We start from the raw sequence: 13,053 nt of genomic DNA on the forward strand, positions 1-13,053 counted from the left end.
TGACGCACGCAACCAGGCCGAGGCCGGCACCAGGTCGATCACCGAGCGGGACACTGCCCTCAAAGAGGCAAAGGCCAGGCACGACCAACTCGAAAAGGAGCTTGCTGACGCACGCAACCAGGCCGAGGCCGGCACCAGGTCGATCACCGAGCGGGACACTGCCCTCAAAGAGGCAAAGGCCAGGCACGACCAACTCGAAAAGGAATTAAAGATAGAACAAGGGCATGTAACAGCACATAAAGCCGCTGTCGCCCGCATGCGAAACTCACTTCATGAAAATGAGGAGGCTTTAGCACGCGCTCGCGCGGATTATACTCGGGCTCGGCATGACACTTCAGTGACACTTGAAAGTTTGCGAGCTGCCCAAACCGATGTAACCGATCTGCGCGACCGCTACGCAAGTCTATACGACGAAAAACTTCGGCTCGAGCAACTCATTCGCAAACTCACTCCAAGATTGCAGGAGGCAGCCGGGCAATTGCGCGAGCTATTTGCTTCACCATCAGCCGCAGGAACCTCTGAGACACGTCCACAACGCAGCAAAACCAGAAGGGGGACGAAATGAGTCGCTCCCAAAATGGCGGTAAACCGCTGCTCTTGCCGGAAATTGATACAGAGAAACTCCGACCATCGTCGCTAACTTCCAAGCTGACACAATTGGACGAAACCATTACGTTGTTTGACGAGATAATGAGATTGCTGGATGATAGCTCTCTGCCGAGACAAATCGAAGGTGAGCTCCCCAGCGAACCACTGCCGAGCCTGTTACAACAATGTGAGCAAATCACAACGCAAGCGGAAGCTAAACTCCCGGGGCTCCTAATTGCCTTCCCCAGCTTGCCCCCTCTCAACTTAGACTGGTGGCGTGGCCAAGCACCAGGGATAGAGTTTCATCGCCTTCCAGACCCGGGCGAAGAAAATAAATTGAGATTGTCGGAACAGATAGTCCGAACGATGCAGCATGAGCTGGCCCGCGAGGGACGCGAGTTTTTTTTCTTGGCAACGCCATTTGCCTCTTACTCCAAGCAAATCTTTGATCCGCTACGCAAACGGATACTCGTCTGCCATCCTTGGCGCGCTTATGTGATGGCTGGCATAGCCATGGGTCTTTCCCTCAATGAGTTCTGCGAACGGCTTTCCGCCAGCCTATCGGGCCTGCAGAAGGCTGAAACTCTGCACTTTGAAGATGTAGCAGACGAGCGGGAGGAACGAGTAAGGGTCTTGCTGGGTCAAAAAACTCCTCATAAAGCCACCGAGGCCCAAGACACTCAGCCCATCGACTACTTCGGCGGTGCTCCGGCTTACGAGGTACTTTGCAGAACGCTCGGCTACGATTCCAATCGTCTCTTAGCCGTCGACTGGGAGATGCAGCGCCCTACCGCGACCATTCCGCTTACTGTACCCGAAGGCAGCGGTGCGCTGCTCTCTTGGTTTTTGCCTCGGCTCGCCACTTTACTTCCTCCCGCGACGATACCCAATACTCAGATACTGTTACCCCGGATCGATATGGCTTTGACCGCAAAGGCTGTTCCCGAAGCTCTTGATGCACTTTTTGCTACCCTGGAAAGAGAAGATTGCGCACTTGCTATGCTACTCGCAGCAGCACATTTCACACGCAAGGGTGAGACATTGCTGGCGCTCGGTTTGGTTACAGAGGCGCTTGATGAAGCTCCTCCAAATGCTCAAGCGCTGGCTGCACTCGGTGCGTCTCTGTACCTGGATCTGAATCGGGGGGCGCTAGCCCTCGACGCGTTAGCCTCAGGTTTACGGCGGCCTGGAGTTTTGAAACAACCACAAACGGCATCTCTCGATACTGCTCTTTATGGACGATTGGCGAACAATTCAAATAATGAGCACGGCCACGCCCTGCTAATACATTATCTACGGGACGCTCCTCCGTTACCCCTACCCCGAAAACAACTTATGATCGAAATCGGTACCACCAGGGAAAACGTCCCAGACCAGGGATCGACTCGTAAACTTGCACAACTTTGCGCAGATCTCGGAATAGATTTTGTTACCGTTGACATGGATCCTTCCAACAGTCGTCGGGCGCAACGAATGTTCAAGCGGCTGGGTTTACCTTTTAAAGCGATTACGGCAAAAGGCGAAGACTACCTTGCCGCCCATCCTGGACCGATTGATTACGTATTCCTTGACGCCTACGACTTCGATCATGGCAAGCATTCGGAACAACGGCAATCACGATATGAACGTTACCTTGGCAATCGGATCAGCGATGTGGATTGCCATCAAATGCATCTTGACTGTGCGCATTCTCTGCTGGACAAGCTCACAGAGAATGGATTGATATGCTTCGATGACACTTGGATTGATGCTGCAGGTAATTGGTCAGCAAAAGGCACAACCGCCATGCCATTCCTGCTCGCGAATGACTTCGAAGTTGTCAACGCAGACAATAATGCCGCACTTTTGCGCCGCAACAAGAGTTGATTCCGAATTTAGGTGAGCCGCGTGGGATTTGCCGAGACTCCAATTGTTGAGAAAGTGGAGCGGAGACGAGTAGGGCGACGCATAAGTTCTCATCTGACTGTCATCCGAATTGAAGCTGGGCACCCGTCTCGATAGACGGCAGTATCTTCGATAGTGGTCAAGACTGGCTCTCGGTGAATACGCTAACCGCATGAAGGCTTTGAAGCGGAAGAACCAAGAACTTCGTCAAGCCAATGTGATAGTACACAAAAGCAACTGCTTATTTTACCCAGCAGAACTTGACCGCCCACTGAACCAAATGAATTTCTTCGTCGACGAACACCGAGCGATGTTGAGGGCGGGGCGGGCCGATCTGAAACTGCTTGCAATTACAAATTCTGCTTCAAGCGCGCTCCCAATTAATCGAGCGAGTACGGACTCACGACTACGAAACGCATTAGAAATTCATCATAGCTTTGGTGATACACTCCTACTTACCGTGCCTGTCAAAATTAAACCAAGCAGATGCGCATATCCAAGCACATCATATAATGCGAAATGGTTATGCCTATAATTTCCCAGCCAGCCCGCGGGATAGTGGTCTCGACTGCAATGGCGATAATCCCAGCCCGTTACCCCCATTACAAGTGATGGGATATCCAAACCAGCGCCAACACATAGACTTGGATCACGAGGATGTTTGAAAAGACGGCAACCGATGAATTTCTGAAGGTACCAATCCATCCATGGCCCGTCGAAGGAAAGGGGATGTGCGGCAAATACCGGATCGCCAGGTCGACTCTTCACCCAGTCAGCCCACGCTCGCATTGCGACTTCCGGGGCCTGTTGATCTCTGGTGGCTTCCTCCCATGCAAGTGGTTCCGACTGCCACCACATCATGGTAGCACAATCAGCAGTAGCTTCGGATAAAGGCCGTAGGTTAATTTTGAAGGTTCCTTGGCTCTCACCATCCGCGCCGATGGCAGCAGATGCAATACTTATCATTGAATTCCGACCTGGCTGAGGGCCATCGGTCTCAATGTCCGTAACGATAAAAGAGAGCGTCTGCATCATTCTACTAGCGTTCTAATTCAAAACCCATATGTGACATTCGGCCACGCCGACTTAAAAACGGCAGAGCCGATAGCGACTGGCTTTAGCGCAACTTCAGTTCCGGCTGGTACGGAGGCGATTTTAGATATTCTTTATCTTCTGACGGCAGCTCAGAATAAACTCTGTGCGCATTATTATAGGCGGCAGTCAAGCGCGCACCAGCTTGACGGAGCTTATCTCCACTCGGCCACTTTGTTAGGTCCAACTTATAACGTGCGTCATGGAAATGACTACCATTCTCGTCCGCTTGAGCAAAAGTTGTTTGCAAGAACAGAAAACTCTTATCTCCACTAATAGCTTCACCGATCTGTCGGACATAATTGCTAATAGGAGCGAAAGCTGCAGTTGCGGCGGACAACTCATTCATAGCGGCTTTGTATTCTTCGACGGTGGCCATGCAACTCTCCGGCTTGTGCAGTGCAAAAATAGTTCAACTTCCCATTTTAATCAAACAGAAATCAGCTGCGGCTTTCAATAATACGCGTTATGGTTGAGCTTTGTCGGCCCTCTCCATGCGGCAGCGCAAATATTGCGTGAGATAGGGAGTGGGATGCGGCACTCCTTGCGCGCCGATCGTATCACGTGACATCGACCGTGCTTTTCGGCGGATGACATGGCCAGTACCGGCGACTGTTTTGTGCAGAATGCCCTTTGCCGCAGTCGTCATGTTCCACGCCCAATCCTCGAAGCCGAAGCCAGCTGTCAAGTCGGTATCGGGATAGCGGTTGTCGGCGTAGATGTCGCGAGCGCCAAAGCTCAATGCCGTCCAGTAGTTCTCAACCATAAGAGTGGCGGGGCTAAAGCTTGGACTTTCCATATCGATATGCTCGAAAATATAATGAGCCGCGCCAAAATAGACGCAGATCTCTGGGTGCCAGATTATCGGCTCTCGGCGGCTTCTGGCCGCTTGCGCGGCGATCGTCAGCCAGTTCGTTCCCCATAAATCGTCCGCGTCGAGAAAGGCTGCGTAATGCCCGTTGGCCACATCAATGGCATGGTTGCGTGCCCTGCCCGGATCGCCGAAATCAACCTCGATGCTATCGATTCCTTCCGATGTGTATTGCCGCACCAGATCGCGAGTGACGGAATCGGGACGATCAATGATCGCAATCGTTTCGATCGAAAGGCCGGCGGCCCGAGCATGTGCAACGCATCGCTTCAGGCTCTCAAGCGATGGCTTCGCCAACAATCCCTCGCGATGCGCCGTCAGAATTGCCGTAATTTGGGGACGAGCCATTCAAAAGACCTCCGGTAGAACGCGGTTGCAGGGTGAGAACTTGTCGATAAGCTGACCAAGCGTGATCTCTCAGCAATTTCCCGCGCATGGCCTCGCTACGCCGCACAGCCTCGACCGGATCATCTGCAATAGCTTGCAACGCGGCCACGTATGACTCTGGATCGTCCGGCTCCCCTATCAGCCAACCGGTTTGTGCGTCGACAAGTTCCCCTATGCCTCCGACATGAGAAGCAACTATGGGGAGCCTCGCCGCGGAAGCTTCCAATAGTATGTTCGGGATTCCGTCCCACAGCGACGTATAAAGCAAAACATCATAGTCGGCTAAAGGCAAACCATCGAATCGATCGAATGGCCCTTGAAAATATACGTTCGCGCAACGTTGGGACAGAGCGACCAATTGCTGCCGCCATGTGCTATCACCCCGACCCCATATGTGGAATTCGAAGCGCGGCGCGCGCTCTACGATGGCCATAAGCAGCGAGGGATTTTTTTGCTGAGCCAAACGCCCGGCCCACAGCACGCGCAACGGCTCCTCCGGTCGGCGTCCGTGCTTGACCGAAAGTATCGAAGGTGCCGGTTGATACAGGACTACGAGTCGGCTCCGTAGTTCCGCGGGAATGCAGAAATGTTCCGTCAATTCATCAATATAGCTTTGGTTATCGAAATAAATGCCCGAAAGATGCGGCAAGCACTGACGCAAATATAGATCAGAATAGCCATTTCGCCGCCCAGATTCGGAGAAATCCGGGCAGAACAACATGGCATACAGGCGGGTGAAGAAAGAAAGCCTGCGCCCGTAAACTTTTACCGCCTGCCAACAAGCGCGGCTATTGACATTTAGCACAGCATCCGGTTGCAGACTGCGAAGAATCAGATCTATCAATTCCGTCCTTTCGGACGGGGAAAGATCTGCATCGATCCGCGAAAGAGAAAGCAGGGGAACATTCTCAGGCAACAGATGCAGCGCTTCCTCCCGATCGGCATCCGTCAAGATTACCAGCACCGATGTCGCGCTGTAGGTCTCGGCTAGCGCGCGGATAGCATGGCAAGCAACAAGATCCGCACCGCCATGGATAAGCCATGGCATAAATACGATAGCCCTCGGCGGCTCCCGGATTGCGTCTATCACGGCTTCGAATACGCGTGCGACACTATGGCGCGGCCGACCGTCGAGTACCGCGATATGATCCATATTCGCGAAGTAGTCGGCCGCATAAAGCTCCGGCTCAATGTCCTCTACACTTTTGACCGTCCGGATGGCGAGTTCCATAATGCGCGTCGGCCGCAACGGAGAGCGTCCCTCCCCACGACCGTGATCAATGAAGTGGAGCAATGGATCTATGCCGACGATATCAGGGTAGTGGCTGAGGTACCACTCCGAATCGAAATCGGGGCCGGGTGAATGGCCCTGGCTGGCGCCGTATATGAGATAATGCAAAAGAGGCGAAAGACCCGAATCGGCGACATCGGGATAACGTGCACCGTACCAGTTATCATCGAACAGGCCAGAGGTGCGAATACGGCCCGCCGCATTTAGCGGCGGCGAATGAATTTCCAGCGATTGCTGCCTGCCCTGCATAAGATAGTGAACGAGCGGATTAAGCCGCGATAGGCGCGCCGTATCGTGCTCGTCGAGATAGCGCGAGGTATCAAAAATGGCGCTGGGAGAAAGCCGATGTTTCTTACCATTTTGGAGAAAATGCGTCAGCGGGTCGATTCCATCACGCACGACATAGGGATAAGCAAGCTTATACCATTCCGCATCGAACAGGCCCGACGCGAGCACAAGCCGCCTATACTTGCGACGACACAAGGCTTCTATTAGAAGATTGATCGTGTCAAACATGTACGCTCATCAATGTGCTTCACTCACCGAACTGTCCGAGTTTTCACGGCCGCCTATAGTGTTGTTTCTCTCTTTAGACCTCGATAATCACAACCGCAAGATTCCCCTGATCATGACGAAAAGCGGTACGGCGAGGATCAGCGGCAAGCAGACGTTGTCCAGGGGAAGAATGAGCCGTCAGATATCGGTGTGCACAATGAACTAAGGCGGCGATCGACTCAATCGTCGATTCTTACAACTTATAAGCCACCAATTAAGGGTGCCCCCGCTATATCCCGGCATCAATGCGCACCGAAAAAGCCGAAGTGGTCCTTGAGACCGGTCGCTGACGGGCTTTTCGGAGCCAGCTATATGCGGTACTTGTGTAGCATATCTCCAAGAGCGGGAGCACTGTCTAGCCTCTTCTTGGCCCCTCTTGGGCGACTGCATTCACTTGCTCTGACAAATTTCGCTGGTATCACAAGCCGTTAATTTTGCATGTGACAGGTTTGCGCGCGTGGATTATATAAACTCCGCGACTCATGCAGGAGGAACGCCAGATGAGAAATTTCGGCTCCAACTAACGCTGAACAGCGCCGCCGATTCCGGGCTGCTGTTCAGTCCGTTCTTCTCCCATCTTATCCTCTTCAATGCCCATGGAGGGCATTCATGCTACGTCGATTCTTTTCCTATTATGCACGCTATAAAAAGCTGTTTTTCCTCGACTTCGGCTGCGCGGTACTTGCAGGCCTGCTCGAGCTCGGCTTTCCGTTGGCGGTTAAGCTGTTTATCGATCAGTTGCTTCCGAGCCGCGACTGGGGTCTTATTTTCGGCACGGCGGCGCTGCTCCTCGTCGTCTACGCGGTGAACACCGGCCTTTCGGCGATCGTCAACTATTGGGGGCATGCGCTCGGCATCTCGATCGAGTCCGACATGCGGAGGCAAGCCTTCGACCATATCCAGAAGCTGTCTTTCCGCTATTTCGATAACAACCGCACCGGCAATCTGATCACGCACGTCACCAGGGATCTCGAGGAGGTGGGCGAGATCGCCCATCATGGCCCCGAGGACATGTTCATCGCGATCATGACCTTCATAGGCGCCTTTCTTCTGATGTTCAGCGTCCATTGGAAACTGGCGCTGCTGACGACGACCATCGTGCCTTTCATGACATGGCTGGTCAGCCGCTATGGCTCCAAGATGACCCTGAATTCGCGCAGCCTCTTTGGCAAGGTCGGCAACTTCAACACACGCATGCAGGAAACCGTCGGCGGCATCCGCGTGGTGAAGGCTTTCGCCAACGAGCGATATGAGAGCCAGCTGTTTGCCAGCGACAACGAAGACTACAAGGCGACCAAGCTGGACGGTTATGCCTATATGACGGCGAGCATCGCGCTCAGCTACTTCAGCACGCGCCTGGTGCAGCTCATCGTCATGATGGCCGGCACCTGGTTCGTGATATCGGGTGAACTAAGCTATGGCGGCTTTATCAGCTTCCTGTTGCTCATCAACGTCTTCTTCCGGCCGATCGACAAGATCACGTCGGTGATCGAGACCTATCCCAAGGGCATCGCCGGCTTCAAACGCTTCCTGTCCCTGATCGACACGGAGCCGGACCTTGCCGATCGGTCGAATGCGATTGCCGTCGATCATCTCAAAGGCGATATCGCCTACAGGAACGTCGCTTTCGGCTATTCCGACCAGGCTGCGATCTTCACGGATCTCAGCCTGGCGATCGCCACCGGCGAGACCGTAGCATTCGTCGGCGCCTCCGGCACCGGCAAGACCACCATCTGCTCGCTTCTGCCGCGCTTCTACGACGTGACATCGGGTAGCATCACGATCGACGGCATCGATATCCGTGACATGACGCAAGCCTCGTTGCGCAGCCAGATCGGCATCGTGCAGCAGGACGTCTTCCTGTTCGGCTCGACCATCCGCGAGAACATCGCCTATGGAAAGCTCGGAGCAACCGACGAGGACATTATGAAGGCGCTCCAGCGGGCCTCGCTCGATGAATTCGTGCGCTCCTTGCCCGGCGGCCTCGATACGCCAACGGGCGAGCGCGGCGTCAAGCTTTCAGGCGGACAGAAGCAACGCCTCGCGATCGCCCGCATTTTCCTGAAAGACCCGCCGATCCTCATCCTCGATGAGGCCACCTCGGCACTCGATACGGCCACCGAATACGCGATCCAACAAGCCTTGTCGGAGCTTGCGAAAGGGCGAACCACGTTGGTCGTCGCGCACCGGCTGTCGACGATCCGCAACGCGGACCGCATCATCGTCATGGGCGATAGCGGCATCATCGAGCAAGGCTCGCATGACGAGCTGCTCGCTCGTCGCGGCGCTTATGCGCGGCTGCACAATGCGCAGTTCGGTCTCTATGCCTGATCTGCATGTAGTAGGGACTATACAGAGGAGCCGAGGTTCAACGCCTCGGTCTCCATCATATCCCCGGCGGATAGACCATATTCGAGCGACTACGCATTCGGGCGATTGAGCAGCGGCCTCGATCGCTCGATTGCCCTCGTGCTGAAGGAGGCCTGTCGGGGCGATCACTGAAAATCGAACACGCTCAAGCCCGCAGCCATTTCATCGAGGCCAAGCGGGCGCGTGACGGGCGGCTCCGCTCTCGCCAGACAGCCCTGGCGTTCGCATAGACGACAGGCCGGGCCGATCAAGACATCGGCGGCGCCCAGCGCTTTCCCATAAATCACCTCGTCGCGATGGGCGATGTCACAGCCGAGGAGAAGCGCCGTGCGGCGGACCCTTTCCCCGAAATCGGCCTGCGGCCCGTCGATCGTCCGCGCTATCGTGAGAAAACCCGTGCTGTCGGGCATTTGCGCCGCGTCCACCAATATCTGTCCGGGCTGAGCGAAGGCGGCATGGATGTTGAGCTTGGGACAGCCGCCACCGAAGCGCGCCTGCGGAAAACCCTGGGCGCCTGCCTTGCGCAGACGATGGCCGGCATTGTCGATCTCGATCAGGAAAAACGGAATGCCCGCGGCGCCCGGACGCTGCAGGCAGGTCAGTCGTGTGGCGGCCTGCTCATAAGACACGCCGAAGCGGGCACCGAGACCATCGATATCATAATGCATGCGCTGTGCTGCCGAAAGATAAGCCCCATAGGGCATCAGAAGCGCATGTGAGGCGTAACGCGCCAGCTCGAAACGGGCGATACGATTGGCCTCCGGCGTAGACAGCGCGAGTGCATCGAGCTCGGCGGCAATTTCCGCGCGCATGGCCAGAAGAGAGACCTCTGTCGCAATCTCGCGGAGCTGATCGAACGGCGACAGCCTCTCCGACAGGAAGAGCCGCATGGAATGGCGATCATAGCGCCGGCGCAGGCCCGGCATGGCGCGCACCGGCAACAGGCGCACCGCGATACCATGCTCCCCCTTCAGCCAGGCTTTCAACGCGGCGAACATATCGTCGCCGGGGGAAAAGCGTTCATGCAAGGCCTCGGCGGCATCCTCGATGCGAAGAAAACAATTGGCGCGCGATTGCAGACGGTCATGCACCTCGTCGAGCGGCAGGCGCGGCCCGGCGATGTCGGCAACTCTGCCGTCGCGGGACAGAAGCTCGGCAAGATCGGACAGCCTTGCGGCCTGCTCGCGATAGGCGCGATAAAGCCGGATCATGCCGTTTGCCGCATTCGGCGCGGCTTCGGCAAGCTCGATCAGTTCCTGATCGCCAGGGATCTCGCCGGCAAGCAACGGATCGGCAAACACTTCACGCAACTGCCCTGCGCTGCCGCCCTGCTCACCCTGCAGTTCGTCGAGATCGACCTTATAGACCGCCGACAGCTTCAACAGCAGCTGCACAGTCAGCGGCCGCTGATTGCGCTCGATGAGATTGAGATAGGATGGCGAGATGTCGAGCGCCTGCGCCATCATCGTCTGCGTCAGGTTGAGCCCCATGCGAATGCGTCGAACCCGCGGCCCGGCAAAAATCTTCCGCTCAACCATATGTCAAACCCTTTACAAAGTTCTGCCGGTTCAAACTTTACAAGATTTGCAATTTTACTATGGGTTGATGTCAATGGCAACACATCCTAACCCTTTTAAATAACGGGAAACTCCGGTTCTCATAGCCACGACAGCATCGATATTGTAAAAACAGTCATGCGATCAAGATCCATCGCAGGATCGGAAAAAGGTATCAGGAGGACTGCATGACAGATTTTTACAAGCTGGTTCCAAGCGCGCCCACCGGGCGCTTCGATGGTATCGAGCGCCCCTATCAGGCCGAGGATGTGGAGCGGTTGCGCGGATCGATCACAATCCGCCACTCGCTGGCCGAAATGGGTGCGAACCGGCTCTGGCAGCTCATTCATGAGGAAGACTTCGTCAATGCGCTCGGTGCGCTGTCCGGCAACCAGGCCATGCAGATGGTTCGCGCCGGACTGAAGGCGATCTATCTTTCCGGATGGCAGGTCGCGGCCGACGCCAATACGGCCTCTGCCATGTACCCGGACCAGTCCCTCTATCCAGCCAATGCAGGTCCGGAACTGGCGAAGCGCATCAATCGAACCCTGCAACGGGCCGACCAGATCGAGACCGCCGAGGGGAAAGGGTTGTCCGTCGATACCTGGTTTGCCCCGATCGTCGCGGATGCGGAAGCGGGTTTCGGTGGCCCGCTTAACGCCTTCGAGATCATGAAAGCCTATATCGAGGCGGGCGCCGCCGGCGTTCATTTCGAGGATCAGCTGGCATCGGAGAAGAAGTGCGGCCATCTTGGCGGCAAGGTTCTCATTCCGACGGCTGCTCATATCCGCAACCTCAACGCAGCCCGACTGGCAGCCGACGTCATGGGCGTGCCGACCCTCGTGGTTGCGCGCACGGATGCGGAAGCAGCCAAGCTCCTGACGTCGGACATCGACGAGCGCGACCAGCCCTTTGTCGATTATGACGCCGGCCGCACGGTCGAAGGCTTCTATCAGGTCCGCAACGGTATCGAGCCTTGCATTGCCCGCGCCGTCGCCTACGCGCCGCACTGCGATCTCATCTGGTGCGAGACGTCGAAGCCGGATCTCGAACAGGCGCGGCGGTTCGCCGAAGGTGTGCATCGCGTCCATCCGGGCAAGCTGCTCGCTTACAATTGCTCGCCGTCGTTCAACTGGAAGAAAAATCTGGACGATGCGACGATCGCCAAGTTCCAGCGGGAGCTGGGCGCGATGGGCTACAAGTTCCAGTTCATCACGCTTGCCGGCTTCCACCAGCTGAATTTCGGCATGTTCGAGCTTGCCCGCGGCTACAAGGCTCGCCAGATGGCCGCCTATTCCGAGCTGCAGCAGGCCGAATTTGCCGCTGAGGCCAACGGCTACACCGCCACAAAACATCAGCGCGAAGTGGGCACCGGCTATTTCGATGCCGTGTCGCTGGCCATCACCGGCGGCCAGTCATCGACGACCGCCATGCACGGATCGACCGAACATGCCCAGTTCAAGCCGGCAGCAGAGTGATATCGAGATCATAGGAGGAGAATGAAATGCCATCCATAGCACGCGTTCGCGAGAGGGCCGAGGAGCAATCTCTCACCATGAATACCGATCAGCAAGCAGTCATCCGCATGTTGGCCAACGAGCTGCATCGCCTCAATCAGGCCGTGATGAATGCGGTCGAGGCCGGCGTTTCCGTCGAGCTCGTCCGCTCGGCTCGCCACCATGGTGGCAACGGCAATTGGGGCGATCTGCTGATCCCCGTCGTCGTCGCCAATGCCGTGCACCCGGCCTGACCCATCACATTGTCGAGCCAAAGCCAGGGCCGCGCCGTGCTTCAACGGCCGGCCCGTTTTCATCGCCCATCCTCATGGCCCGATCAGGCCACGACGTAATCGCCGAGGCGGAGAAACCATCTCGACATCAAGCGGCCAAACGTTATCCCGCCCCATTTGACTTGCAAGCCAGGTCTCCACGCGGGTGACATTTACTTGCAGTGCGCTGGGGCCTTGAGCGTCTGCACCAACCGCTCGATCAGGGGGCCATAACGCTTCTGCTCGGAAGCCGGATATTCAATCGAGAAATTTCCCATGGCATCGTCACAAAGCGCGATCTCGCGTATATAAAGAATGCGGTCGTCTTTGATCCCGGAGAAGCTCGCCCAGGCGGTCCCTCGCTTCTCATAAGTGAACTTCCAGCCCTTTTCCGCTTGCAGCTTGCGCCTGAGGTCGCTTTCTGCCCTGAAGCTGTCTTCGGTGATGTTATTGCCCCAAACAGACAATTTCACCGAGCCATCCACACTCTCCAGTCCTACACCATCGCCGTTGTCCGGGATCAGCACCGTCTTGAAATCCGACGGCAGGTCGATCACGTAGTCAAAGCGGCCGTTTTCTTACGGTGTGAAGCTGGCGGCGTTTGCGGACGTGGCGAAAGCGCAGGCAAGAAAGATTGCGCGCAGGAACATGTGATTCCTCCTAAGGTGTCTCCGTTACGAGACCTAGCGAA

11 protein-coding genes are annotated in these 13,053 nt (G+C 56.0%); 5 read left to right on the forward strand and 6 right to left on the reverse strand.

The window, feature by feature from the left end:
- Both ACQZ6J_RS20290 and ACQZ6J_RS20295 read left to right on the forward strand, forming a co-directional pair.
- Positions 1–565: hypothetical protein (locus tag ACQZ6J_RS20290; RefSeq protein WP_449085365.1), on the forward strand; the 565-nt coding region annotated here is incomplete at its 5' end.
- Positions 562–2,454 (forward strand): hypothetical protein, encoded by a 1,893-nt coding sequence (locus ACQZ6J_RS20295; RefSeq protein ID WP_449085366.1) that lies wholly within the window; start codon positions 562–564, stop codon positions 2,452–2,454. The genes ACQZ6J_RS20290 and ACQZ6J_RS20295, both read left to right, overlap by 4 nt.
- A 447-nt stretch (positions 2,455–2,901) precedes the next feature.
- On the opposite strand, the gene ACQZ6J_RS20300 is transcribed toward ACQZ6J_RS20295, so the two are convergent.
- The 4 genes from ACQZ6J_RS20300 to ACQZ6J_RS20315 form a co-directional block, all read right to left on the reverse strand.
- The gene (locus ACQZ6J_RS20300) at positions 2,902–3,507 is read right to left on the reverse strand and encodes a DNA polymerase III subunit epsilon (protein WP_449085367.1); all 606 of its coding nucleotides are present in this window, start codon (positions 3,505–3,507) and stop codon (positions 2,902–2,904) included.
- Positions 3,508–3,589: 82 nt separating this feature from the next.
- Positions 3,590–3,943, reverse strand: coding sequence for a hypothetical protein (locus tag ACQZ6J_RS20305; RefSeq protein WP_449085368.1), 354 nt, complete (start codon positions 3,941–3,943; stop codon positions 3,590–3,592).
- An 87-nt stretch (positions 3,944–4,030) separates the two neighbouring features.
- A complete protein-coding gene (locus ACQZ6J_RS20310; RefSeq protein ID WP_449085369.1) occupies positions 4,031–4,783 on the reverse strand; it encodes a glycosyltransferase family A protein in 753 nt (250 codons plus the stop codon).
- A complete protein-coding gene (locus ACQZ6J_RS20315) occupies positions 4,713–6,629 on the reverse strand; it encodes a glycosyltransferase family 4 protein (protein WP_449085370.1) in 1,917 nt (638 codons plus the stop codon). The genes ACQZ6J_RS20310 and ACQZ6J_RS20315 overlap by 71 nt, the downstream gene beginning before the upstream one ends.
- Positions 6,630–7,277: 648 nt before the next feature.
- On the opposite strand from ACQZ6J_RS20315, the gene ACQZ6J_RS20320 reads away from it, so the two are divergent.
- On the forward strand, positions 7,278–8,999 hold the full coding sequence (locus ACQZ6J_RS20320) for an ABC transporter ATP-binding protein (protein ID WP_449085371.1): 1,722 nt from the start codon (positions 7,278–7,280) through the stop codon (positions 8,997–8,999).
- A gap of 164 nt (positions 9,000–9,163) precedes the next feature.
- On the opposite strand, the gene ACQZ6J_RS20325 is transcribed toward ACQZ6J_RS20320, so the two are convergent.
- The gene (locus ACQZ6J_RS20325) at positions 9,164–10,576 is read right to left on the reverse strand and encodes a helix-turn-helix domain-containing protein (RefSeq protein ID WP_449085372.1); all 1,413 of its coding nucleotides are present in this window, start codon (positions 10,574–10,576) and stop codon (positions 9,164–9,166) included.
- Positions 10,577–10,782: 206 nt separating this feature from the next.
- On the opposite strand from ACQZ6J_RS20325, the gene aceA reads away from it, so the two are divergent.
- The gene (gene aceA, locus ACQZ6J_RS20330; RefSeq protein ID WP_449085373.1) at positions 10,783–12,072 is read left to right on the forward strand and encodes an isocitrate lyase; all 1,290 of its coding nucleotides are present in this window, start codon (positions 10,783–10,785) and stop codon (positions 12,070–12,072) included.
- Positions 12,073–12,098: 26 nt separating this feature from the next.
- Entirely contained in the window at positions 12,099–12,344 is a 246-nt protein-coding gene (locus ACQZ6J_RS20335) for an SMc00767 family acetate metabolism repressor (RefSeq protein ID WP_163988784.1), read from the forward strand.
- A gap of 191 nt (positions 12,345–12,535) precedes the next feature.
- Here ACQZ6J_RS20335 and ACQZ6J_RS20340 read toward each other — a convergent pair whose 3' ends face one another.
- Positions 12,536–12,919, reverse strand: coding sequence for a hypothetical protein (locus tag ACQZ6J_RS20340; protein WP_449085374.1), 384 nt, complete (start codon positions 12,917–12,919; stop codon positions 12,536–12,538).
- Positions 12,920–13,053 lie beyond the last annotated feature (134 nt).

Source organism: Rhizobium sp. A37_96 (genome assembly GCF_053521765.1).

Coding starts and splice junctions, on each gene's coding strand:
- ACQZ6J_RS20325 (WP_449085372.1), bottom strand. CDS start 10,576: ATGGTTGAGCGGAAGATTTTTGCCGGGCCGCGGGTTCGACGCATTCGC.
- ACQZ6J_RS20300 (WP_449085367.1), bottom strand. CDS start 3,507: ATGATGCAGACGCTCTCTTTTATCGTTACGGACATTGAGACCGATGGC.
- ACQZ6J_RS20305 (WP_449085368.1), bottom strand. CDS start 3,943: ATGGCCACCGTCGAAGAATACAAAGCCGCTATGAATGAGTTGTCCGCC.
- ACQZ6J_RS20335 (WP_163988784.1), top strand. CDS start 12,099: ATGCCATCCATAGCACGCGTTCGCGAGAGGGCCGAGGAGCAATCTCTC.
- ACQZ6J_RS20295 (WP_449085366.1), top strand. CDS start 562: ATGAGTCGCTCCCAAAATGGCGGTAAACCGCTGCTCTTGCCGGAAATT.
- ACQZ6J_RS20320 (WP_449085371.1), top strand. CDS start 7,278: ATGCTACGTCGATTCTTTTCCTATTATGCACGCTATAAAAAGCTGTTT.
- ACQZ6J_RS20310 (WP_449085369.1), bottom strand. CDS start 4,783: ATGGCTCGTCCCCAAATTACGGCAATTCTGACGGCGCATCGCGAGGGA.
- ACQZ6J_RS20315 (WP_449085370.1), bottom strand. CDS start 6,629: ATGTTTGACACGATCAATCTTCTAATAGAAGCCTTGTGTCGTCGCAAG.
- aceA (WP_449085373.1), top strand. CDS start 10,783: ATGACAGATTTTTACAAGCTGGTTCCAAGCGCGCCCACCGGGCGCTTC.